This window comes from Variovorax sp. GW822-FHT04A09, from assembly GCF_058801005.1.
Genome location: NZ_JBXAMV010000001.1, coordinates 536,627 through 559,842 on the forward strand (window position 1 = coordinate 536,627; position 23,216 = coordinate 559,842).

The following is a 23,216-nucleotide window of genomic DNA, read 5'->3' on the forward strand; positions in this document are numbered from 1 at the left end:
AGAAACAGATTCAGCAGCATCACAGAAGAGTTCAAACCGGGAAGGTGTCGACACTCTTTCCCCGACGCTGCTTCGCGGTTTGCGCAACCGTGAAGCACCCGCGTTCGATTCTGTGGGGGCGCAGGGCATGCAGCGAAAGGGCAGCACGCGCAACAGATTGCTAAGGACGGCGTTTCGCCCGCCCGATGCCTCTGTGGATCGCGTGGGCGGAGAGGGCGTCAGACGTTTTCCGAGCGGTACTTCCAGACCGCGTCGTTCACCGCGCGTTCGGACGCCAGTTGCTTCTTTCCGCAGGCGCTGCATTGGTAGAAGCGCAGGCTCGAGAAGAGTCGCATCCATGGCCGGCGCTCGATGCGTGCGAGATGCCTGAGGCCGCAAGAACAGCGGGAAAAGTAATTCAGCATCGGAAAAGGGTCCAGGGGTGAGGGTTCTGTTGCGACGTCCATCCCTGACTCAGCTCTTCGGCTTTGTAAACGCGATTCCGCTTACTTTGTAAACACGATCACGATTGGCTTGATTCTGCGTGAGCGCCGAGGGCCTCGCGGGTAGTTCCTTAAGAAAAAGGTTGTCTTGAGGGTGTAACAACAAGGCAGCGGCGTTGCCTGATGTACGGAAAACCGTGGGTCGTGCTACGAAACGTCTAAAGGGGCGTGAGATTCGCGGCGATCGCGAGCGGCCCGGAAAAGAAAAAAGCCTGCAACGACTTTCATCGTTGCAGGCTTTCACTTTTCTTTTGGTCGGGGCGAAAGGATTCGAACCTTCGACCCTCTGGTCCCAAACCAGATGCGCTACCAGGCTGCGCTACACCCCGCCAAGCCTTCCATTCTAGCCCGAATAAGAGGCCGCTCAGCGCTTCTCGTACTGCGTCTTGCCAAAAAGGATCTCGCGCGCCTTGTCATCGGTGATGGGACGGCGCAGGTCGGCCAGCACTTTCACACCGCGCTGCACGGCGGGGCGCGCGGCGATGCCGTCGAACCAGGCCTTCAGGTGCGGGTAGTCGGTGAGGGTGATGCCCTGGTTCTCCCAGCTGCGCAGCCACGGGAAGATGGCGATGTCGGCAATCGAATAGCTCGTGCCGGCGATGAACTTGTGCTTGGACAGCTGCCGGTCGATCACGCCGTACAGGCGCCGGGCCTCGTTGGTGTAGCGGTCGACGGCATAAGCGATCTTCTCGGGCGCGTAGATGCGGAAGTGGTGCGCCTGACCCAGCATCGGACCGACGCCGCCCATCTGGAACATGAGCCACTGCAGCACGTCGTAGCGCTCGCGGTCGCCCGTGGGCAGGAACTTGCCGGTCTTGCCCGCGAGGTACACGAGGATGGCGCCCGATTCGAACAGCGAGATCGGCTGGCCGTCCGGTCCGTCGGGGTCGGTGATGGCGGGGATCTTGTTGTTCGGGCTGATCTTCAGGAACTCGGGGGCGAACTGGTCGCCCGTGCCGATGTTCACCGGGTGCGCGTGGTACGGCAGGCCGCACTCCTCGAGCATGATGTGAATCTTGTGGCCGTTCGGCGTGGGCCAGGAATAGACCTCGATGGGCGATGCGGGCATGTCGCGGGCTCCGGAGTGAGAGGGTTGTGACGGGAGAACGGCAGCATATACACGCGCATCCGGACGCGTGCGGGTGCGGGCATTGGCCGCTCAGCCGCTGGTCACCCCACCTGCCGCTCGTGCGCGTTGCACCACATCCAGTGCTCGCCGGGCTCGATCGACTGGATCACCGGATGCCCTTCGGCCCGCGCGTGTTTCGTGGCGTGGCGGTTCTTCGACGAGTCGCAGCAGCCCACATGGCCGCAGTGCACGCACAGGCGCAAGTGCACCCAGGTGTCGCCGGTCTTCAGGCAGTCTTCGCAGCCGTGGGGCGTGTGCGGTTGCGCGACATCGGCAGGAACGTGTTCGCAGGCGTGGATGGGCATGGCTGTCTCGGGACAAGAAGAAAGGTTCAGGCCACGGCCGAGGCCGACGACAAATGCTGGTGAATGAGCGCCACCACCGCGGCGCCTTCGCCGATCGCGCCGCCCACGCGCTTGACCGAGCCCGAGCGCACATCGCCCACCGCGAACACGCCCGACACGCTCGATTCGAGGGCCGTGGCGGGGCGTGCCGGAAAGCCGCTGCTCGCGGCCGGGCCGGTCAGCACGAAGCCGTGCTTGTCGACCGACACGCCGCAGCCCTCGAGCCACGACGTCTCGGGCTCCGCGCCGACGAACAGGAAGATGTTGCGCGCGGGGCAGTCGTGCTCCTGGCCCGAGGTGTGGCAGCGCCAGGTGGCGCCGGTCAGGCCTTCTTCGGGCGCGCCGTGCAGCCGCACGAGCTCGGTGTGCGGCTGCAGCGAGATGTTGGGCGTGGCCTCGATGCGGTCGATGAGGTAGCGCGACATGCTGGCCGCCAGCGACGGCCCGCGCACCAGCACGTTGACCTTGGCCGCATGGCGCGACAGGAACACCGCCGCCTGGCCGGCCGAGTTGCCGCCGCCCACCAGCGCCACTTCCTGCTGCGCGCAGATCTTGGCTTCGATGGCCGAGGCCCAGTACCAGATGCCGCGGCCTTCGAATTCGGCCAGGCGCGGCACGCCGGGGCGGCGGTAGCGCGCGCCGCTCGCAATGACTACGGTGCGTGCGCTGATCGTGCGGCCGTCGGTGAGCTTCAGTGCCAGGCTCTCCCGCGCGTTCTCGCGCGAGCAGTCGAGCGCTGCCACCTGCGCCGGGATCAGCATCTCGACGCCGAACTTCTGCGCCTGCACGAACGCGCGGCCCGCCAGCGCCTGCCCCGAGATGCCGGTCGGAAAGCCCAGGTAGTTCTCGATGCGCGCGCTGGCGCCGGCCTGTCCGCCGAAGGCGCGGCAGTCGAGCACGATCACGCGCAGCCCTTCGGAGGCCGCATACACGGCGGTCGCGAGGCCCGCCGGCCCGGCACCGACCACGGCCACGTCGTACAGATCGTCGCGCGCCGCGGTGTCGACCATGCCGAGGCAGCGCGCCAGGCCCTCGTCGCTCGGGTTGACCAGCACCGAGCCGTCGGGGCACACGGCGAGCAACTGGTCGGGGCCGTACTGGGCGAGCAACGCGGCGGCATCGGGGTCGGCGGCCGCGTCGACCAAGTGATAAGGATGGCCGTTGCGGCGCAGGAAGTTCTCCAGCCGCGCCATTTCGGGCGAATCGGGCCGCCCGATCAGCACCGGCCCCGCCGCACCGGATTCGATGAGCGCCACGCGCCGCAGGATCAGCGCGCGGGTGATGCGCTCGCCCAGGTCGGCCTCGGCCACCAGCAGCGCGCGCAGGCGGTCCGGCGGCACGACCAGCGCCTCGACTTCTTCGTCGGCATGGCCGTCGACCAGGGCAGGGCGCCCGCTCAGCTGGCCGACCTCGGCAAGAAATTCGCCCGGCCCCTGGCGTGCGATCGGCACCACATGGCCCAGGCCGTCGCGCTGCGTGACGGCAACCACGCCCTTGAGCAGCACGAACATGCCGGCCCCGGTCTCGCCGGCGGTGAACAGTCGCTCGCCGCGCGCAAAGCGCTGCACGCTGCCGAAGCTGGCGATGCGTGCCATCTCGGCGTCACTGAGGACAGGGAAAGTCTGGTGCAGGCGGCTGTTGGCGCCTGGTGCGTCGGTGGCCATGGGGTCGAACTCCGTGTCGCGAATGCCCCGCATTAGACGCCGAAGCGGCCCTGAAGCGGGCATGGCGCGCGTTGTAACAACGTCATGTGTCTGCCACGCCGCTGACATGCCGGTTTCATTGCGCGTGTCCAGACTCGGTCAGCAGAAAGGGATTTCCCATGAAAGAACTGCCGAACCCGACGTTTCCGCTCTCGCAGCTCGGACTGCGCGCAGCCTTGTGGCCCGCACCCGCTGCCGGAACCCCCGCCGTTGTTGCTGCTGCGGCCGCCACCGTCGCCGCACTGGCCACCCGCACGGCGGTGCCCGAGGCGCCGCTGGCCGTCATCGTGCCGCCGGTCGTCGAGGCCAAGCCGGGCATCACGGTGAGCTGGGCGCGTCATCTGGATGACGTGCGCGCCGCGCAACGCCTGCGTCACGACGTGTTCGTCGGCGAGATGGGCGCACGCCTGACCACGCCGCTGGCCGGCCACGACATCGACCTGTTCGACGACTTCTGCGAACACCTGCTGGTGCGCGACGAACTCACCGGCCAGGTCATCGGCACCTACCGCGTGCTGACCCCCGCGCAGGCGCGCCGCGTCGGCAGCACCTACAGCGACACCGAATTCGACCTGACCCGCCTGCGCGACCTGCGCGAGCGCATGGTCGAACTGGGCCGCAGCTGCGTGCACGCCGAGCACCGCCAGGGCGGCGTGATCCTCGCGCTCTGGGGCGCGCTGGCCGGCTTCATGCACCGCAACAAGCTCGACACCATGATCGGCTGCGCGAGCATTCCGATGTCGCACAACGGCGTGACCAGCGGCGACGCGGCCGCCAGCATCTGGCGCCAGCTCTCGGCCAGCCACCTCGCGCCGATTCAATACCAGGTGCAGCCGCGCCTGCCGCTGCCGGTCGAGCGGCTCGACAGCGCGCTCGACGTGGAACCGCCCGCGCTCATCAAGGGCTACCTGCGCCTGGGCGCCAAGGTGCTCGGCGCGCCGGCCTGGGACCCGGACTTCAACACCGCCGACCTGCCGATGCTGATGCGCATCGACGACCTGCCGGCGCGCTACCGCAAGCACTTCCTCGGCGCATGAAGCCGGCGGCCATCCGGCCCGACGCCGGGCCGCACGCTGCTTCGCTGTCGCCGAATGTGTCAGGTTCGCTCTCTGTGGGACAGGGTGCGTCACGCGAATGTCATGGAACTGTCACGGACGAAGTTGACACTGTCATATTTCAGCCGTCGTGTTCTCCCGTGCCGCTTGCTCCAGAATCCGTGCCCATGCCCTCCCTCTCCGCTGACCCGTCGCGTGCCGGCGAAGCGCCTTCGTTCGCGTTGCTGGACCGCGACCACAGCATCCTCTCGTTCAACGAGCGCGTGCTCGACTGGGCCCACCGGCCCGAAGTGCCGCTGATCGAACGGCTGCGCTACCTGTGCATCGTGTCGTCGAACCTCGACGAGTTCTTCGAAGTCCGTGCCGCGCCGCACCTGAGCGCGGGCAGCGCCGGCGATCGCAAGGGCACCTACACGGTCGAGTCTTTCGAACGCCTGTCCGAAGCGGCCCATGCGCTCGTGGCGCGCCAGTACGCGCTGTACAACGACGAGCTGATGCCGACGTTTGCCACGCACGGCATCCACATCGTGTCGCACGGCGAACGCAACCCGGCCCAGCGCAAGTGGGTCAGCGAGTATTTCGAGCGCGAAGTGCGCCCGCTGCTGATCCCCGTGGGGCTCGACCCGGCGCACCCGTTCCCGCAGGTGGCGAACAAGTCGCTGAACTTCATCGTGCGCCTGGGCGGCAAGGACGCCTTCGGCCGCGAGAACCCGATCCAGATCGTCAAGCTGCCGCGCGTGCTGCCGCGCCTGATCAAGATGCCGGCCAAGGTGTCGGACGGCAAGACGCTGTTCGTGGCGCTGTCGAGCGTGGTGCGCGCCCACCTGGCCAGCATGTTCCCGGGCCGCGAGGTGGGCGACTTCTCGCAGTTCCGCGTCACGCGCCATTCCGACCTCGCGGTCGACGAGGAAGACGTCAAGAACCTGCGCACCGCGCTGCGCCAGGGCCTGCAGCACCGCCACTACGGCCAGGCCGTGCGGCTGGAGGTGTCGGCCAGCTGCGCCGAATCGCTCGCGAGCTTCCTGCTGGCGCAGTTCAACCTGCCGCCGCAGGCGCTGTACCGCGTGCACGGGCCGGTGAACCTGGCGCGGCTCACGCAGCTCATCGACCTGATCGGCGAGCCGCAACTGCGCTTTCCGCCTTACGCGCCGTCGTTCCCCGTCACGCTGTCGCCCGCCCAGTCGTTCTTCGAGCGGCTGCAGCGCGGCGACGTGCTGATCCACCAGCCCTTCGAGAGCTTCGACGGCGTGCTCGCGTTCCTGCGCGAGTCCGTGCTCGACCCGCAGGTGCTGGCGATCAAGCAAACCATCTACCGCACCGGCGCCGACTCCGAGCTCATGGACCTGCTGCGCGAAGCCGTGCGCCGCGGCAAGGAAGTGACGGTGGTGGTCGAGCTGAAGGCGCGCTTCGACGAAGAGGCCAACATCAACTGGGCCGAGATGCTCGAGTCGATCGGTGCGCAGGTGGTGTACGGCGTGGTGGGCCTGAAGACCCACGCCAAGATGCTGCTGGTGACGCGCCGCGAGGGCAAGCAGCTGCGCCGCTACGGCCACCTGTCCACCGGCAACTACAACCCGCGCACGGCACGGCTGTACACCGACATCAGCCACCTCACGGCCGACCCGGCGCTCACCGCCGACATGGAGGCTGTGTTCGTGCACATGGCCAGCCAGAGCCGCCTGCCCAAGCTCAACCGCATGTGGCTCGCGCCCTTCGACCTGCACAAGAACCTGGTCGCGCGCATCGATGCGCTCGGACAGGCCGCCGCCAGCGGCGAGCCCACGCGCATCGTCGCCAAGATGAACGCGCTGACCGACGAGGAGATCATCGGCGCGCTCATCCGCGCGGGGCAGAAGGGCGTGAAGATCGACCTCATCGTGCGCGGCGCCTGCACGCTGCCGGCGCAGGTGCCGGGGCTCACCGACAACGTGCGCGTGCGCTCGGTGATCGGTCGCTTTCTCGAGCATTCGCGGGTGTTCTATTTCCGCCATGGCGAGGACGAGTCGCTGTACCTGTCGAGCGCCGACTGGATGAACCGCAACATGATGCGGCGCATCGAGCTGGCCTGGCCCGTGACCGACCCGAACCTGCGCCAGCGCCTCATCGACGAGTGCCTGGTGGCTTACCTGCACGATGGGCGCGACGCCTGGGACCTGGGCGGCGACGGCATCTACCGGCGTGTCGACCATGACACGCACCCCGGCGAGGCGGGTGCGTCCCCCGCGATCGAAGCGCATGGCGCCCAGGCCGCCTTGATGGGCCGCTATGCATCACGAGGAAACCACCGTGATGCGTCCGGCAATTGAAATTGAAGAAGAAGTTCGAAAGACGATGAGCATGGACTTGATCTTCTGGCGTCACGCCGAAGCCGAGGACTGGACCGAAGGGTGTGACGACATGCAGCGCTCGCTCACCCCGCGCGGCGAAAAGCAGGCCAAGCGCATGGCCACCTGGCTCGACCGGCAACTGCCCGACGGCACGCGCATCGTGTGCAGCCCGGCGCGCCGCTGCGAGCAGACCGCGCTCGCGCTGGGCCGCAAGTACAAGCTGCGCTCCGAGCTGTCGCCCGACACCACCCCCGACGCGCTGCTGGCCGCCACAGGCTGGCCCAACGGCAAGTCGGTGGTGCTGGTGATCGGCCACCAGCCCTCGCTGGGCCAGGCCATCTCGATGCTGCTCGGCCTGAAGCAGGACAGCTGCCCGGTGCGCAAGGGCTCGCTGTGGTGGATCCGCACCCGCGAGCGCGACGGCGACGTGCAGACCGTCGTGGTGACGGTGCAGGCGCCCGAGCTTCTCTAGCTGCTACAGCGGTCCTCCGCTGCGAATACCCCTGCCTGGCGCTTGCGGACAGGCGCTTTGTCACGGTTGCGGGCAGAGCTGGCAGGGCGCTTGTCTCCCGGAAAAAGGGGCGAAGCACTCATGCGCGCGCGCGGCGCAATTTCTACAGTGTGACTCCACGGCAGCGTGCTTTTGACGCCGATGCGGGAAAGAAGCGGTGCCGGTCGACCACATCACTGGGGAAGACGCATGAAACCGCTCAACACACTGCCAGGAAGCTTCATGAACATGCTGCGTGCAGACGCGGACATGCGGTTGAAGGCGCTGATTTTTCTGCTGGTTGCCGCAGCCCTGCTGTCGGGGTGCGCGACGAACACCGCCGCGCCTGCGCCGCCGACCCGTCACGATATCGCCCGGTCGATCGAGAAGGTCGAGCTCATCTACAACCAGGAAGACCAACTGATCGTCACGGATGGCGGCGGGTCGGGGCTGACGGGCTTCGCAGGGTTTCTGGGACCCCTCGCCGCGCTGGTGGCCATCTCCGTCGATACCAACAGCCGACTGACGATGGCCGCCCGGACCGACCAGCGCAGCAAGGAGTTCACGGCCGCGGTGAAGAACAGCGGCGTGACCATGGGGCTGAACAGGCAGTTCGCAGAGCGACTGGCGGCGCGCCTGCGGGACAGTGGCCGCGAGGTGAAGCTGACGCCTTTCTTCCGCGCGACCGGAGAGCACGCGCAGATGCAGGTGCAGGAACTCCAGCCGACGCCCGGCTACAGCACATTGATCTTGCGGATCACGACGTCTTATGGCGCGGCCGATGCGACATCGAGCTTCAAGCCGTACGTCTGGGTGGAGCAGTTGCTCAGGGACGAGAAGCAGTCCGTCGTGGGCCAGACGTTGCAGGTCGCCGACGTGAGCGAGCCGACCTATCTCCTGTACGACGGCCTGCTCAAGGACACCGCAGGCGCTCGCGAAGGGTTGAAGCGCGGGCTTGACCAGATCGTGCAGCCGGCCTATGTCAGCCTGTTCGGGGAAGACGAGCCGCGCAAGGCCAGCGCTGCGGCAGTCACGCAGACGGCCGGCATCGACACGAAGTGAAACGGCTCAGGCGCCGCTGAGTTCCACGCGCCAGTTGCCGGTCTTTTGCCAGGCCAGCACTTCCTCGCGCAGCAGGTGCGCCGACTGCGGGTACATCTCGGCCCAGTCGGGCGCGCAGGCGATCGTGAAGGCCCTGGCACCGAGTGCCGCGAGGTTCAGCGCCTGCGGCTCGGGGTCGCGGCGCGCGTGGCACAGGATCACCGCCAGGCGCAGCGCCAGCAGCTGCATCACGAAGGTCTCGTCGTCCAGCGAGGCTTCGAGCTTGCGCAGCTTGCCGCGCTGGCCCAGCACCAGCTGGCCGAGGGCGTGCAGTTCGTTCACTGCAAAGCCCGGCGCATCGGTGTTGTCGAGGATGTAGGCGCCGTGCTTGTGATAGTCGCTGTGCGACACCAGCGCGCCGATCTCGTGCAGCTGCGCGGCCCAGCCGAGCTTGCGCAGGGCGCGGCCGGCGCGGCTCGAGGTGCTGCCGCCGCGCGCGGCGGGGGCCAGCTGCACGAACAGCGCGGCGGCGGTGTCGCTCACGCGCTTGGCCTGGGCCGGATCGACCGCGAAGCGGGTGGCGAGCCGGGTCACGGTGGCGCTGCGCATGTCGGCCACGCTCTCGTCGCGTTCGAGCAGTTCGTAGAGCACGCCGTGGCGCAGGGCGCCCTGGGCGACCTTCATTTCCTGGATGTCGAGCAGATCGAACACCGCGCGCAGCACGCTCAGGCCGCCGCCGATCACGGCCTTGCGGTCTTCGCGCATGCCGTCGATGCGCAGCTTGTCGATGCTGCCGGCCTTGAGCAGGCGGTCGAGCAGCCAGTCGAGGCCGTCGCGGGTGACCAGGCCGGCCTCGCCGCCGGCTGCGGCGAGCACGTCGCCCACCGCGCCGATGGTGCCGGAGGCGCCGTAGGCCACGTCCCACTGGTCGCGGGTGTAGCTGGAGAGCGCATCGTCCAGCACGGCCTTGGCTGCCACTTCGGCGGCGCGGAAGGCGGGGGCGGTGAACTGGCCTTCGCCGAAATGCTTCATCGACCAGGCGACGCTGCCCACGCGGTACGACTCCATGCGCTCGGCCTCGAGGGCGTGGCCGATGATCATTTCGGTGGAGCGCCCGCCGATGTCGATGACGAGGCGGCGTTCCTGGTCGGAGGCGTCGGTGTGCGGCAGGTGGTGTGCCACGCCCTGGTAGATCAGGCGGGCTTCTTCCCGGCCCGGGATCACGTCGATGCCGAAGCCCAGGATGGTGCGCGCGCGCAACAGGAACTCTTCTCGGTTGCGCGCTTCGCGCAGGGTCTGGGTGGCCACGGCGCGCACCTGCGAGCGCTTGAAGCCGGCCAGCCGCTCGCCGAAGCGGGCGAGGGCGTCCCAGCCGCGCTGCATGGCTTCGGTCGTGAGGTTGCGGGCGCTGTCCAGGCCGTTGCCCTGGCGCACGGTTTCCTTGAGGTACTCGGTGCGGTGGATCTGTCCGTGGTCGACCTGGCCGATTTCCAGCCTGAAGCTGTTCGAGCCGAGATCGACCGCTGCGAGGCGGGTGCCGTTTTGCATGTTGTAGTGAAGAGGGCGGTTCTCTGATCGTAGCGCCGTGACAGCAGGCGCCGCCTCCCAAGTCACGTCACGGCGAGGGCTGGAGGTTAGGCGGGGTGAATGACGGTTGTGTGACAGCGTCACACACAGCAGGGGTGGCGCAGCGGCATTTTCCCTCGACAGAAGGGGTGTCACATCGATGTCACAAAAGCTTTTTAGAGTCCGTTCGAGCCCCCAAAGGGACTACTTCTTACTTCTCAAGGAAGCTTTATGAAAACGACGTTCAAATTTGCAACCGCCGGCCTCGTGACCGCGCTGTTCTCCATTTCCGCTTTCGCACAAGACGTGACCGGCGCCGGCGCCAGCTTCCCCGCACCGCTGTACGCCAAGTGGGCTTCCGACTTCAACAAGGCCACCGGCGTCAAGATCAACTACCAGTCGGTCGGCTCGGGTGCCGGCCTGAAGCAGATCGAAGCCAAGACCGTCGATTTCGGCGCTTCGGACGCTCCCCTGAAGGACGACGAGCTGCAAGCCAAGGGCCTGATGCAGTTCCCCACCGTCATCGGCGGCGTGATCCCCGTGGTGAACATCCCCGGCATCAAGCCGGGCGAACTGAAGCTCAACGGCCAGGTGCTGGGCGACATCTACCTGGGCAAGATCACCAAGTGGAACGACCCCGCCATCAAGGCGCTGAACGGTTCGCTGGCCCTGCCTGACGCCGCCATCGCCCCGGTTCGCCGCGCCGACGGTTCGGGCACCAGCTTCCTGTTCACCAACTACCTGAGCAAGGTCAACGCCGAGTGGAAGTCGAAGGTCGGCGAAGGCACGGCCGTGAACTGGCCCACCGGCGCGGGTGGCAAGGGCAACGAAGGCGTCGCTGCTTTCGTGAACCGCCTGCCCAACTCGATCGGCTACGTCGAGTACGCCTACGTCAAGCAGAACAAGATGACCTACGCCCAGCTGCAGAACGCCGCCGGCACGTTCGTCTCGCCCGACGACAGCGCCTTCAAGGCCGCCGCCGCCGGTGCCGACTGGAACAAGAGCTTCTACCAGGTGCTGACCAACCAGGCCGGCAAGGATTCGTGGCCCATCACCGGCGCCACCTTCATCCTGATGCACAAGGTGCAGGACAAGCCCGCCAGCGCCACCACCGTGCTGAAGTTCTTCGACTGGGCCTACAAGGGCGGCGACAAGACGGCCGACGAGCTGGACTACGTGCCGATGCCCGACGCCGTGAAGGCCACCATTGCCAAGGCATGGGGTGAAGTGAAGGACGCATCGGGCAAGCCGGTCGCGTTCAAGTAAGAAGCAACCCTTCATCCACCCTCCAGGACGGCGCGCCCATGAGCAACTCTTCGCTCCAGGACGCGCCGCTTTCGTCTTTGCCGGAGCGACCCGTGTCATCCACCTTCCCCGCTGCTGCCGCCTCCCTCGACCTCGCGGCCGAGCGCGCGCGCACCTCCGCCGCTCCTCCGCCGCCCGTCAAGGCGGCCCGTTCCGGCCCCATGGCCGACCGCCTCTTCGGCTGGGCCGCCAAGGGCGCCGCGCTGCTGACGCTCGCGATGCTGATCGGCATCCTGCTGTCGCTCGTTGCCGGCGCCTGGCCCGCCATTTCGAAGTACGGCCTCGGCTTCCTCACGAGCAGCGTGTGGGACCCGGTGAAGGACGAGTACGGCGGCCTCGTGATGATCTACGGCACGCTGGCCACCTCGTTCATCGCACTGGTGATTGCCGTGCCGGTGAGCTTCGGCATCGCGCTGTTCCTGACCGAACTCTCGCCCAACTGGCTCAAGCGCCCGTTGGGCACCGCCATTGAACTGCTGGCTGCCGTGCCGTCCATCGTGTACGGCATGTGGGGCCTGCTGGTCTTCGGCCCCATTCTTTCCACCTGGGTGCAGCAGCCGCTGCAGAAGCTGCTGGCCGGCGTGCCGTACCTCGGCGCCCTGGTGTCCGGCCCGCCCGTGGGCATCGGCATCCTGTCGGCCGGCATCATCCTGGCGATCATGATCATTCCGTTCATCGCCTCGGTGATGCGCGACGTGTTCGAAGTGACGCCCGCGCTGCTCAAGGAGTCGGCCTACGGCCTGGGCTCCACCACCTGGGAAGTCGTCTCCAAGGTCGTGCTGCCCTACACCAAGGCCGGCGTGATCGGCGGCATCATGCTCGGCCTGGGCCGTGCACTGGGCGAGACCATGGCCGTCACCTTCGTGATCGGCAACATGAACCAGCTCAACTCCCTGTCGGTGTTCGAGGCTGCCAACAGCATCACCTCGGCACTGGCCAATGAATTCGCCGAAGCCGGCGCGGGCCTGCACCAGGCCGCGCTGATGTACCTCGGCCTCGTGCTGTTCTTCATCACCTTCGTCGTGCTGTCGCTCTCGAAGATGCTGCTGGCCCAGATGAAGAAGAGCGAAGGAACCAAGTCGTGAGCACCGCGCAAAACCTGATCAACGCCAAGACACTGGCAGAGACGCGCCAGGCGAAGTTCGCCGCGCGCAACCGCGTCAACAAGATCGCCCTCACGCTGTCGCTCGCCGCGATGGCGTTCGGCGTGTTCTGGCTCGTGTGGATCCTGTGGGAAACGCTGCGCCAGGGCGTGGGCGGCCTGGCGCTCGCCACCTTCACCGAGATGACGCCGCCGCCGAACGAGGCGGGCGGTATCGCCAATGCCATCTTCGGTTCGTTCGTGATGGTGATGCTGGCGACCTTCGTGGGCACGCCCATCGGCATCATGGCCGGCATCTACCTGGCCGAGTACAACCCCAAGGGCCTGCTGGCCTCGATCACGCGCTTCGTCAACGACATCCTGCTGTCGGCACCGTCGATCGTGATCGGCCTGTTCGTCTACGCCGTGGTGGTGGCCTACTTCAAGACCTTCTCGGGCCTGGCCGGCGCGCTGTCGCTGGCGCTCATCGTGATTCCGGTGGTGATCCGCACCACCGAGAACATGCTGCAGCTGGTGCCGCCGGGCCTGCGTGAAGCGGCCTACGCACTGGGCACGCCGAAGTGGAAGGTCATTCTCAGCATCACGCTGCGCGCCGCGCGCGCGGGTGTGGTCACGGGCGTGCTGCTGGCCGTGGCCCGCATCGCCGGCGAAACCGCGCCGCTGCTCTTCACCGCGCTGAACAACCAGTTCTGGACCGCCGACGTGAGCCAGCCGATGGCCAGCCTGCCGGTCACGATCTTCAAGTTCGCCATGAGCCCGTACGAGAACTGGCAACAACTGGCCTGGGCCGGTGTGTTCCTGATCACCGTCGCCGTGCTTGCCCTCAACATCCTGGCGCGCGTGCTGACGCGCAACAAACACTAAATCAAGAAGGCGCCAACATGCCAAACACCGTCGCACAACAACAACCGTCGCGCTCGAAGATCTCGGTCAAGGACCTGAACTTCTACTACGGCAAGTTCCACGCGCTCAAGGGCATCAACCTCGAGATCCCCGAGAACAAGGTCACGGCCTTCATCGGCCCGTCGGGCTGCGGCAAGTCGACCCTGCTGCGCACCTTCAACCGCATGTTCGAGCTGTACCCCGAGCAGCGTGCCGAAGGCACCATTGCACTGGACGGCGAGAACCTGCTCACGTCCAAGCAGGACGTGGCACTGATCCGCGCCAAGGTCGGCATGGTGTTCCAGAAACCCACGCCGTTCCCGATGTCGATCTACGACAACATCGCCTTCGGCGTGAAGCTGTTCGAAAATCTGTCGGCCAGCGAAATGGACGACCGCGTCGAGTGGGCCCTGAAGAAGGCCGCCCTGTGGACCGAAGTGCGCGACAAGCTGCAGCAAAGCGGCTCGGGCCTCTCCGGCGGCCAGCAGCAGCGCCTGTGCATTGCGCGCGGCATCGCGATCAAGCCCGAAGTGCTGCTGCTCGACGAACCGTGCTCCGCACTCGACCCGATCTCGACCGCGAAGATCGAAGAGTTGATCGCCGAGCTGAAAAACGAGTACACCGTGGTCATCGTGACCCACAACATGCAGCAGGCCGCCCGCTGCAGCGACTACACCGCCTACATGTACCTCGGCGACCTGATCGAGTTCGGCGCCACCGAACAGATGTTCTTCAAGCCGCAGCGCAAGGAGACCGAGGACTACATCACCGGCCGCTTCGGTTGAAGTCAAAGGAAACACCATGACCGAGAAACACCTTTCCAGCCAGTTCGACAGCGAACTCAACGGCGTCTCGTCGCGCGTGATGGAGCTCGGCGGCATGGTCGAGTCGCAGATCCACCAGGCCGTGTACGCCCTGCTGCAGTTCGACGCCGAAGCCGCCGACCGCGTGATGGAGACCGAGCACCGCGTCAACGCGATGGAGATCGAGATCGACCGCGAGCTGTCGTCGATCATCGCCCGTCGCCAACCCACGGCACGCGACCTGCGCCTCTTGATCGCCATCAGCAAGACCACCGCCAACCTGGAGCGCGTGGGCGACGAGGCCAACAAGATCGCGCGCATGGTCAAGTCGATCATCGAGAGCGGATCGGCCCGCCAGCTGCCCACCACCGAGCTGCGCATTGCCGCCGACCTGGCCTCGAACCTGCTGCGCACCGCGCTGGACGCCTTCGCGCGCCTGGACACGGCCGCCGCGCTGTCGATCCTCAAGGACGACGACCTCATCGACAAAGAGTTCGACGGCTTCGTGCGCAAGCTGGTCACCTACATGATGGAAGACCCGCGCACCATCTCCGCCAGCCTGGACCTGCTGTTCCTGGCCAAGGCCATCGAACGCATCGGCGACCACGCCAAGAACATCGCCGAGTTCATCATCTACATCGTCAAGGGCGCCGATGTGCGGCACACTTCGATGGAGGAAATCGAGTCGGCATTGCAGTGACGACCGTCGCCGCAAAGACTCCCCATAACGCATGAAGAAACCAAGAGTCCTGATCGTCGAAGACGAATCCTCGATCGCCGAGCTGATCGCCGTCAACCTGCGCCACAACGGCTTCGAGCCGATCTGGTCCGAAGACGGTGCCGCCGCCCAGCGTGAAATCGACGCCTTCCTGCCGGACCTGATCCTGCTCGACTGGATGCTGCCGGGCCAGAGCGGCCTGCAGCTCGCGCGCCAGTGGCGCAAAGACCCGCGCACCAAGGCCATCCCGATCCTGATGCTGACGGCGCGCGGCGACGAGCCCGACAAGGTCGCCGGCCTCGATGCCGGGGCCGACGACTACATCACCAAGCCGTTCTCCACGCAGGAAATGCTGGCGCGCATCCGCGCCGTGCTGCGCCGCCGCGCGCCCGAGGTGGTGACCGAGCGCGTCGAGATCGGCGAACTGGCCCTCGACACCTCCACCCACCGCGTGACGTGGCAGGGCGGAGCACTGAAGGTCGGCCCGACCGAGTTCAAGCTGCTGGCCTACCTGATGCAGCATGCCGAGCGCGTGCACAGCCGCGCGCAGCTGCTGGACAAGGTGTGGGGCGACCACGTCTACATCGAGGAACGCACGGTCGACGTGCACGTCAAGCGCCTGCGCGAGTCGCTGGGCGTGGCCGCGCCGATGGTGGAAACCGTTCGCGGAGCGGGTTACCGGCTGACGGCCCAAGTCACGGTGTGAGCAGCGCCGTGAGCCTCGGCGGCGGGCGCGGATAATCGCCCGCCATGCCTTTCCGTATTGCTACGTTTTTAATAGCGTCCCTCGCAATTGCGGCGGGCGCTGTCGGCCTTTTCGGCTGGAAGTACGGCTGGCTGGGTGCCTGGCTGGGCGCGGTGCTTTGGCTGGGCTTCGATGCCTGGCGCGCCGAACGCCTGCTGCGCGTGCTGCGCAACGACGCGGCCGGGCTGCCGTCGCGCGGACCGGGCGTGTGGGGCGAGCTCTCGGAGCGCATCCGCAAGCTGCTGCGCGAGCGTGAACAGCAGACCCGACAGGCCGAAGACCGGCTGCAGGAGTTCCTGGCCGCCATCCAGGCGTCGCCCAACGGCGTGGTGCTGCTCGACGAGCAGGGCCGCATCGAGTGGTGCAACCAGACGGCGGCGGGGCAGTTCGGCATCGATGCCGAGCGCGACCTGCTGCAGCACCTGGCGAACCTCGTGCGCGACCCGGCGTTCGTGGCCTACCTGGCCTCGTGGAACTACAGCCGCGATGTCGTCATCGACGCGCCTGGTCTCGTGCATGCACAGCATCGCGGCCATCCGGTGCGGCTGTCGGTGCAGGTGCATCCCTACGCCGGCAACCGGCGCATGCTGCTCACGCGCGACATCACGGCGCTGGAGCAGGCCGAGGCGATGCGGCGCGACTTCGTGGCCAACGTGTCGCACGAGATCCGCACGCCGCTCACGGTGCTGGCGGGCTTTGTCGAGACGCTGCAGAACCTGCCGCTGGATGCCGACGAGCGCACGCGTTACTTGTCGCTGATGGGGCAGCAGTCGCACCGCATGGAAACGCTGGTGAACGACCTGCTGACGCTGTCGCGGCTGGAGGGCAGTGCGGCGCCGTCGGGCAACCAATGGGTGCGCATGCGCGCGCTGCTGGCGCAGTGCGAGGACGAGGGGCGTGGCCTGTCGGGCCGGCTCACGCCGCAGGGGCACCGGCTCACGTTCACGTCCGAAGCCGAGTCCGAGCTGTCGGGCGCGCCGACCGAGCTGCAGAGCGCGATGTCGAACCTCGTGAGCAACGCCATCCGCTATACGCCCGGCGGCGGCGAGGTGGTGGTGACCTGGCGGGTGCTGCCTGACGGGCGCGGTGAATACGCTGTGCGCGACACGGGTCCGGGCATTGCCGCCGAACACATTCCGCGGCTCACCGAGCGCTTCTATCGCATCGACCGCAGCCGCTCGCGCGAGACCGGCGGCACGGGGCTGGGGCTGGCGATCGTGAAGCACATCGCGCAGCGCCACGGCACCGAGCTGCGCATCGAAAGCACGGTGGGCAAGGGCAGCCGCTTCGCGCTGCTGTTTCCGGCGACGCGCGTGCGCGAAGCGCGCGTGATGAGCAAGTAAGCGAGCCGCGTGGCCCTCAGCGGGCGCGCGCCTTCATCGTCCAGCGCAGCAGCGCGACGAACAACAGCGCGGTGAGCGCCAGCGCCGCGGCGCTCATGAGCCAGAAAGCCAGCGGCGACTGCATGGCCGGCCACGGCCCCAGGCCGCGGTAGGCCAGCAGGTAGCTGCCGCCCAGGCCCATGCCCCAGAGCATCGCGCAGTAGATGACCAGCGGCGCCAGCGTCACGCGGTAGCAGCGCAGCACGAAGACGCACAGCGTCTGGAAGGCATCGGCGATGTGATACAGCGCCACCGTGGTCAGCAGCGCCGCCGCCATCGCGATCACGGCGGGGTTGTCGGAGTACACGTTGGCGAGCTGCATGCGGAACGCGGCCATCGCGCCGGCATAGAGCAGGGCAAACAGGGCGGTGAGCTCGAAGCCCAGCCGGCAGGCATGGCGCGCCCTGGCGGCGTCGCCGGCACCGAGCCAGAAGCTCACGCGCGCGCTGGTCGCGATGGCGAGCGACAGCGGCGTCATGTAGGCCACGGCCAGCAGGTTCGACGCGATCTGGTGCGCGGCCGCCGCGGCGGTGCCCAGGCGCGCGATGAAGAGGGCCATCAGCGTGAATGACGTCACTTCCACCAGCACCGCGAGGCCGCCGGGCACACCCAGCCGTGCGAAGAGACGGATCTGGCGCCAGTCGGGCGCCTCGATGCGCTCCCACAGCTGGTAGCCGCGGTAGAACGTGCCGTGGCGCAGCAGCCAGACCGCGCAGCCCAGCATGGCCCAGTTCACGCACAGCGTGGCCCAGGCGCAGCCCACCAGCCCCATCGCCGGCAGGCCGGCACCGCCGAAGGTGAACCAGACCGACAGCGGCAGCTTCACGAGCAGCGAGGCCAGCTGCAGCCAGGTCACGAGCTTGGGCTTGCCCAGGCTTTGGTTCAGCGTGCTGAAGAGGCGAAAGAGCAGGGAAGGCGCGAGCGCGAAGGCCAGCACCGCGAGGTAGGCCTCGACCTCGCCGCGCATGTCGGCGGGCACCTGGGTCCAGCGCAGCGCCGCGCCGGGCAGCAGCAGCACGGTCATGCCGACCACGACGGCGATGGCTGCGAGGTAGAGCGACTGGCGCACCGAGCGGCCGATCTCGCTGCCCCGGTTGGCGCCGTGCAGTTCGGCCCACACCGGCAGCAGTGCTTGCAGCACGCCCATCAGCGAGACATACACGCTGACGAAGATGGCGGCGCCCACTGAGAGCGCGGCCAGTGCGCCTTCGGAATAGCGGCCCGCGATGATGGTGTCGGCCACGCCGAAGGCCATCACGGCCAGTTGGCCGATCAGCACCGTGCCGGCGTGCCGTGCGATGAGTCCGCGTTCGTTCCCGTGCGTGCTGCTGCTCACGGGTCAGCGCACGATCTTTTCGTAGAGCAGCAGGTCGTCCGCGGGGCTGCTGGGACGGCGCAGGGTGCCGCTGAAGCGCCACTGTTCCAGCGGGATGATGGTGTGCAGCCGCTCGATGGTGTCGGGGCTCACGAGCAGCCACGGGCAGTCGTTGCCCAGCAGCAGCGGCTGCAGGTTGAGGTTGCCGTGGTGGCGCAGCGCCGCGACGTGCGGCCGGCTCAGCGCCAGCTCGGCAACGCAGCGCGGGTGGCCGATGCGCTCGGTCACGGCGCGCACCTGCGGGACGTAGCTGCGCGCGTAGTCGATGGACGGCAGCCACAGCGTCATCAGCAGCATCCAGCACAGCGCGGTGCCGCCGGCCGGCAGCACCAGCGTCTTCCAGAGCGCGGCGCGATGGCGCCCGGTGCGCCAGCGCACCAGCCAGCACCAGGCCAGCGTGGCGGCCAGGGCGAGCACGAAGGCGACCGGCGAGAACTCGGCCACGAAGCCCGGCACCAGCCGCGCCACGCTGGCGGCCGGCTTGCGCGGCGCGCCGGTCAGCATGGCGATCCAGTACATCCAGCCGAGCACGGCCAGGCCGCTGAAGAACAGCACGTTGAACCAGTCGATCAGCGCCGCGGCGCTGCGCCGGAAGGTCGGCAGCGCAAAGGCCGCCAGCGTGGCGAAGGCGGGCAGGGCCAGCAGCAGGGAGCGGTCCGAAAAATCGGTGGTCCAGGTGGCGGCCAGCGGCACCAGCGCGAACCACAGCGGCAGCGCGACGTGGCGCTCGAGCCACTGGCGGCGCCAGCGCCAGAGCGTCCAGATCGCGAGCGGCCAGACCGGCCAGGTGAACCACAGCAACAGCTTGGCCTGGCTGCGCACGTCGGACAGCAGCGAGTGGCCCAGCGTGATCTTCCATTGCGCCAGGCCCAGGCCGAAGACCAGCGCGGCGGCCAGCACGGTGATGCCGACCATCGTCAGCAAGGCGGGCAGGGTGAAGCCGGGGCTCTCGTCGTCGCTGTAGCCTTCCGCTGCACGGATGGCGCGCTGGTGGCGCTCGTAGGCCATGTACACGGCGCTGCCGATCGCCAGCGCAAGGCCGACCGTCGGACCGCCGCTCAGCGTCATGCCGAGGGTGCCGACCACGAGCGCGATCACCGGGCCGACGCGCCGGTAGGGCAGTGCGGCCACGCCATAGAACAGGTGCGAGGCGAAGTACAGCTGCGCCAGCGCGGGCGTGGTTTCATGCCCCAGCTGGGCCAGGCCCAGCGAGGCGATCAGCGCCAGCAGGCCGCCATCGGCGATGGCGCGGGCGTAGTCGGTCGGGCGCGCCTCGCCGCCGAAGGCAAAGGCCACGGGCTGGGCGCGCGGCGTGCGGGCGAGGTAATAGACGGCGTACCAGGTCGCGGTGAAGGTGCCCCACAGCATCAGCGCGAACACGAAGCGCACGGCCAGGTCGGGGTTGACCCACGACGGGGCGAGCTGGATCGCCCAGGCGCCGATCCAGTAGGGGATCAGCGCGGGGGTCTCGGGGCGCATGCCCAGCAGCAGCGGGTCGAACCAGCGGGCGATGCCCTCGGTGCTGCGGGCCAACTCGGCCATGTAGCCGAAGGCCGTGATGTCGGCGCTCTTCCAGGGGCCCCGGCCGAGCAGGCCCGGCAGCAGGTAGGCCGCGCACAGCAGCAGCAACGCGACGCGCGGCAGCCGGCGTACGGCATTCTGGGCAACGATCGCGGGAGTCGGCTGGTTCAAGGGCGAGGCGGAAGAGGCGAAGGGTGATTGGAAAGAAAAAGGGCAGCGCGGTAAACCGGGCTGCCCTCGACGCCAGAGCGCGTGCCTGATTACTTGGCAGCGGTCTTGCCGAAGCGGTTGCGGAACTTCTCGACGCGACCACCCATGTTGTCCACCGACTTTTGCGTGCCGGTGTAGAAGGGGTGCGATTCGCTCGTGGTGTCGAGCTTGAACAGGGGCAGCTCGCGGCCGTCGTCGGTCTTGCCCATTTCCTTGGTGTTCGCGCACGAACGGGTCACGAACTTGAAGCCGTTCGACATGTCGACGAACAGAACTTCGCGGTAATTCGGGTGGATGCCTTCTTTTGCCATGGTGTTTCCTTTTGCGCTGTTGGAATCAATGCGCGGTCGATGCGAGAGCCACCAGCGTGCCAGCAATCTGGCGCGCCGCCCTGAGGCCTTTGACGTGAAGTGTGAGGGCCAAGGAAGCCGGGCGACGTGCCCAGCCGCACTTTTCGCGGAGCCCATGATTATCGCATACTGCCCCAATTGCGAGCAAACCGGGCCCTCCCATGACTTCCACACCCCTTCGCGCCGGCCTTGTCGGCTACGGTTTCGCCGGCCAGACCTTCCATGCGCCGGTGCTTTCGGCCGTTCCGGGGCTCGAACTGGCGGCCGTGGCGAGCTCGCAGCCGCACAAGGTGCACGCCGACTGGCCCGGCGTGGCCGTGGTGCCCGACGTGGCGGCGCTGGTGGCCCGGGCGGACATCGACCTCGTGGTGGTGGCGACGCCCAATGCCCAGCACCATCCCGTGGCCAAAGCGGCGCTGGAGGCCGGCAAGCACGTGGTCGTCGACAAGCCTTTCACGCTCGATGTGGCCGAAGCGCGGGAGCTCGAGTTGTTGTCAAATCGCAACAATCGCGTGCTCTCGGTCTACCAGAACCGGCGTTTCGACGCCGATTTCCTGACGCTCCAGCAGGTCCTGACGTCTGGCGACCTGGGGCGCCCGGTGTATCTGGAATCGCATTTCGACCGGTTCCGTCCCGAGGTTCGCGAGCGCTGGCGGGAGCAGCCCGTGCCGGGTGCGGGCCTGTGGGTGGACCTGGGTGCGCATCTGGTCGATCAGGCCGTGCAGCTTTTCGGTCGGCCCGACACGCTGCAGCTCGACACAGCCGCTTTGCGAGACGGCGCACGGGTCGAGGACTATTTCCACGCCGTGCTGCGCTACGAGAGCGGCCCCCATGCGCCGCTGCGCGTGGTGCTGCACGCCACGACGCTCGCGGCCCATGCGGCGCCGCGCTACATCGTGCACGGCACGCGCGGGAGCTACGTCAAGCACGGCGTCGACACGCAGGAAGACGCGCTGCGCGCCGGCCAGCGACCGCCGGCCGAAGGGTGGGGCGCCGATCCGCTCGATGGCGAACTCACGCTGATCGGTAGCGACGGCGCGCCGCATTTTCACGCGGTGCCTACGCAGGCCGGCAACTATGCCGACTACTACGCCGCGGTCCGCGATGCGATCCTCGGCAAGGGGCCCAATCCCGTGCCGCCCGAGCAGGCCGTCGCGTTGATGGAGCTGCTCGACATCGGCCGCCAGAGCGCTGCCGAAGGCCGCGCCATCCGCATCGAGCGCCCATGAAAAAAGCGCGTTGACCCGTGAGGGCCAACGCGCTTTTGCGGGAGAGCCTGAAGCTCAGCCGCCGCGACGCATCATGTCGAAGAACTCGACATTGGTCTTGGTCGCCTTCATGTTCTTGAGCATCAGCTCCATCGACTCGATCTCGTCCATGTTGTACATGAGCTGACGCAGGATGCGGGTCTTCTGCAGGATCTCGGGGGCCAGCAGCAGTTCTTCGCGGCGCGTGCCGCTGCGGTTGAGCTGGATCGACGGGAACACGCGCTTTTCGTAAAGGCGGCGGTCCAGGTGGATTTCGGAGTTGCCGGTGCCCTTGAACTCTTCGAAGATCACTTCGTCCATGCGGCTGCCGGTGTCGATCAGCGCGGTGCCGATGATGGTCAGCGAGCCGCCTTCTTCCACGTTGCGCGCGGCGCCCAGGAAGCGCTTGGGACGCTGCAGCGCGTTGGAATCGACACCGCCGGTCAGCACCTTGCCCGACGAGGGCACGACGTTGTTGTAGGCGCGGGCCAGACGGGTGATCGAGTCGAGCAGGATCACCACGTCCTTCTTGAGTTCGACCAGGCGCTTGGCGCGCTCGATCACCATTTCGGCGACGTGCACGTGGCGCGCTGCGGGCTCGTCGAAGGTCGAAGCGATGACTTCGCCCTTCACCGTGCGCTGCATTTCGGTCACTTCTTCAGGGCGCTCGTCCACGAGCAGCACCATCATGTGCACGTCGGGGTAGTTGGCGCTGATCGCGTGGGCGATGTGCTGCATCATCACCGTCTTGCCGCTCTTGGGCGGTGCCACGAGCAGGGCGCGCTGGCCTTTGCCGATGGGGGCGATGATGTCGATGATGCGGCCGGTGAGGTTCTCTTCGCCCTTGACGCCTTCGCGTTCCAGCTTCATCTGTTCCTTGGGGAACAGCGGCGTCAGGTTCTCGAACATCACCTTGTGCTTGTTGGCTTCGGGTGCGCCGTCGTTGACCTTGTCCAGCTTGGTCAGTGCGAAGTAGCGCTCGCCGTCCTTGGGCGTGCGCACTTCACCTTCGATCATGTCGCCGGTGTGCAGGTTGAAGCGCCGCACCTGGCTGGGCGAGATGTAGATGTCGTCGGTGCTGGCCGTGAAGCTGGTGTCCGGGCTGCGCAGGAAGCCGAAGCCGTCGGGCAGGATTTCGAGCACACCGTCGGCGAAGACCTGTTCGCCGGCCTTGGCGCGCTTCTTGATGATCGCGAACATCAGCTCTTGCTTGCGCATGCGGCCGATGTTTTCGATCTCAAGCGCCTCAGCCTGCTTGAAGACTTCAGACACGTGGAGTGCCTTGAGTTCGTTTAAGTGCATGGAACGACCCCTGGAGGGGTAATCGAATCGGGAACGGGGGGAGGTTTGATGTGGGGCAAGAACTGCCTCACGAACCGGGGAACTCGAACCGGTTGCCTGATGAAAGGCCCGGTGAACTGAGGGCGATTATGACAGGA

The 23,216-nt window shown here is 67.3% G+C and carries 21 protein-coding genes and 1 tRNA gene; 12 read left to right on the plus strand and 10 right to left on the minus strand.

From position 1 onward, the window contains the following. Nucleotides 1-218 precede the first annotated feature (218 nt). From AC1RLW_RS02300 to AC1RLW_RS02320, 5 genes are all read right to left on the minus strand, one after another. Nucleotides 219-404 (minus strand): hypothetical protein, encoded by a 186-nt coding sequence (locus AC1RLW_RS02300; RefSeq protein WP_139140528.1) that lies wholly within the window; start codon nt 402-404, stop codon nt 219-221. Between the two features lie 330 nt (nt 405-734). Further along, nucleotides 735-811, minus strand: a tRNA-Pro gene (locus tag AC1RLW_RS02305). 35 nt (nt 812-846) lie between these two features. Further along, nucleotides 847-1,551 carry a glutathione binding-like protein gene (locus AC1RLW_RS02310; RefSeq protein ID WP_095745562.1) on the minus strand — a complete coding sequence of 235 codons (705 nt, stop codon included), beginning with the start codon at nt 1,549-1,551 and terminating at the stop codon, nt 847-849. Nucleotides 1,552-1,652: 101 nt separating this feature from the next. Next, on the minus strand, nt 1,653-1,916 hold the full coding sequence (locus AC1RLW_RS02315) for a UBP-type zinc finger domain-containing protein (RefSeq protein ID WP_493192107.1): 264 nt from the start codon (nt 1,914-1,916) through the stop codon (nt 1,653-1,655). Between the two features lie 26 nt (nt 1,917-1,942). Beyond that, complete coding sequence (locus tag AC1RLW_RS02320) at nt 1,943-3,619, minus strand: FAD-dependent oxidoreductase (RefSeq protein WP_493192108.1); 1,677 nt, start codon at nt 3,617-3,619, stop codon at nt 1,943-1,945. A 158-nt stretch (nt 3,620-3,777) separates the two neighbouring features. On the opposite strand from AC1RLW_RS02320, the gene AC1RLW_RS02325 reads away from it, so the two are divergent. The 4 genes from AC1RLW_RS02325 to AC1RLW_RS02340 all read left to right on the plus strand — a co-directional run bounded on the left by AC1RLW_RS02325 (nt 3,778) and on the right by AC1RLW_RS02340 (nt 8,592). Further along, nucleotides 3,778-4,695, plus strand: a complete 918-nt coding sequence (locus AC1RLW_RS02325; RefSeq protein WP_493192109.1) for a GNAT family N-acetyltransferase — start codon at nt 3,778-3,780, stop codon at nt 4,693-4,695. Further along, nucleotides 4,692-7,019 carry a polyphosphate kinase 1 gene (gene ppk1 / locus AC1RLW_RS02330; protein WP_493192110.1) on the plus strand — a complete coding sequence of 776 codons (2,328 nt, stop codon included), beginning with the start codon at nt 4,692-4,694 and terminating at the stop codon, nt 7,017-7,019. The genes AC1RLW_RS02325 and ppk1 overlap by 4 nt, the downstream gene beginning before the upstream one ends. Before the next feature lie 31 nt (nt 7,020-7,050). Next, nucleotides 7,051-7,512: a SixA phosphatase family protein gene (locus AC1RLW_RS02335; protein ID WP_062473174.1), complete on the plus strand. Its 462-nt coding sequence runs from the start codon at nt 7,051-7,053 to the stop codon at nt 7,510-7,512. A 228-nt stretch (nt 7,513-7,740) separates the two neighbouring features. Further along, nucleotides 7,741-8,592, plus strand: coding sequence for a hypothetical protein (locus AC1RLW_RS02340; protein ID WP_493192111.1), 852 nt, complete (start codon nt 7,741-7,743; stop codon nt 8,590-8,592). A 6-nt stretch (nt 8,593-8,598) separates the two neighbouring features. Here AC1RLW_RS02340 and AC1RLW_RS02345 read toward each other — a convergent pair whose 3' ends face one another. Next, nucleotides 8,599-10,119, minus strand: a complete 1,521-nt coding sequence (locus AC1RLW_RS02345; RefSeq protein ID WP_493192112.1) for a Ppx/GppA phosphatase family protein — start codon at nt 10,117-10,119, stop codon at nt 8,599-8,601. 249 nt (nt 10,120-10,368) lie between these two features. Between AC1RLW_RS02345 and pstS the strand changes: the two genes are divergently transcribed. Genes pstS through phoR form a run of 7 tightly spaced genes read left to right on the plus strand, consistent with a single transcriptional unit; the run spans nt 10,369 to nt 17,035 of the window. After that, a complete protein-coding gene (pstS, locus tag AC1RLW_RS02350; RefSeq protein ID WP_307693033.1) occupies nt 10,369-11,403 on the plus strand; it encodes a phosphate ABC transporter substrate-binding protein PstS in 1,035 nt (344 codons plus the stop codon). Between the two features lie 38 nt (nt 11,404-11,441). Continuing rightward, nucleotides 11,442-12,527, plus strand: coding sequence for a phosphate ABC transporter permease subunit PstC (gene pstC / locus AC1RLW_RS02355; protein ID WP_095745556.1), 1,086 nt, complete (start codon nt 11,442-11,444; stop codon nt 12,525-12,527). Further along, nucleotides 12,524-13,408 (plus strand): phosphate ABC transporter permease PstA, encoded by an 885-nt coding sequence (gene pstA, locus AC1RLW_RS02360; protein ID WP_095950235.1) that lies wholly within the window; start codon nt 12,524-12,526, stop codon nt 13,406-13,408. The genes pstC and pstA overlap by 4 nt, the downstream gene beginning before the upstream one ends. Before the next feature lie 17 nt (nt 13,409-13,425). After that, nucleotides 13,426-14,211: a phosphate ABC transporter ATP-binding protein PstB gene (pstB, locus tag AC1RLW_RS02365; protein ID WP_056580144.1), complete on the plus strand. Its 786-nt coding sequence runs from the start codon at nt 13,426-13,428 to the stop codon at nt 14,209-14,211. Between the two features lie 16 nt (nt 14,212-14,227). Then, on the plus strand, nt 14,228-14,929 hold the full coding sequence (phoU, locus tag AC1RLW_RS02370; protein ID WP_062473142.1) for a phosphate signaling complex protein PhoU: 702 nt from the start codon (nt 14,228-14,230) through the stop codon (nt 14,927-14,929). Between the two features lie 31 nt (nt 14,930-14,960). Continuing rightward, nucleotides 14,961-15,653, plus strand: a complete 693-nt coding sequence (gene phoB / locus AC1RLW_RS02375; RefSeq protein WP_062473140.1) for a phosphate regulon transcriptional regulator PhoB — start codon at nt 14,961-14,963, stop codon at nt 15,651-15,653. A 44-nt stretch (nt 15,654-15,697) separates the two neighbouring features. Then, nucleotides 15,698-17,035, plus strand: coding sequence for a phosphate regulon sensor histidine kinase PhoR (gene phoR, locus AC1RLW_RS02380; protein ID WP_307693032.1), 1,338 nt, complete (start codon nt 15,698-15,700; stop codon nt 17,033-17,035). 16 nt (nt 17,036-17,051) lie between these two features. On the opposite strand, the gene AC1RLW_RS02385 is transcribed toward phoR, so the two are convergent. The 3 genes from AC1RLW_RS02385 to AC1RLW_RS02395 all read right to left on the minus strand — a co-directional run bounded on the left by AC1RLW_RS02385 (nt 17,052) and on the right by AC1RLW_RS02395 (nt 20,491). Beyond that, entirely contained in the window at nt 17,052-18,410 is a 1,359-nt protein-coding gene (locus tag AC1RLW_RS02385) for an MATE family efflux transporter (RefSeq protein ID WP_493192113.1), read from the minus strand. A 3-nt stretch (nt 18,411-18,413) separates the two neighbouring features. Then, nucleotides 18,414-20,141: a hypothetical protein gene (locus AC1RLW_RS02390; protein ID WP_493192114.1), complete on the minus strand. Its 1,728-nt coding sequence runs from the start codon at nt 20,139-20,141 to the stop codon at nt 18,414-18,416. An 89-nt stretch (nt 20,142-20,230) separates the two neighbouring features. Next, on the minus strand, nt 20,231-20,491 hold the full coding sequence (locus AC1RLW_RS02395; RefSeq protein ID WP_056580149.1) for a type B 50S ribosomal protein L31: 261 nt from the start codon (nt 20,489-20,491) through the stop codon (nt 20,231-20,233). A gap of 200 nt (nt 20,492-20,691) precedes the next feature. Between AC1RLW_RS02395 and AC1RLW_RS02400 the strand changes: the two genes are divergently transcribed. Further along, a complete protein-coding gene (locus AC1RLW_RS02400) occupies nt 20,692-21,759 on the plus strand; it encodes an oxidoreductase (RefSeq protein WP_493192115.1) in 1,068 nt (355 codons plus the stop codon). 54 nt (nt 21,760-21,813) lie between these two features. Here AC1RLW_RS02400 and rho read toward each other — a convergent pair whose 3' ends face one another. Next, nucleotides 21,814-23,079, minus strand: coding sequence for a transcription termination factor Rho (rho, locus tag AC1RLW_RS02405; protein ID WP_062473130.1), 1,266 nt, complete (start codon nt 23,077-23,079; stop codon nt 21,814-21,816). Between the last annotated feature and the right edge of the window lie 137 nt (nt 23,080-23,216).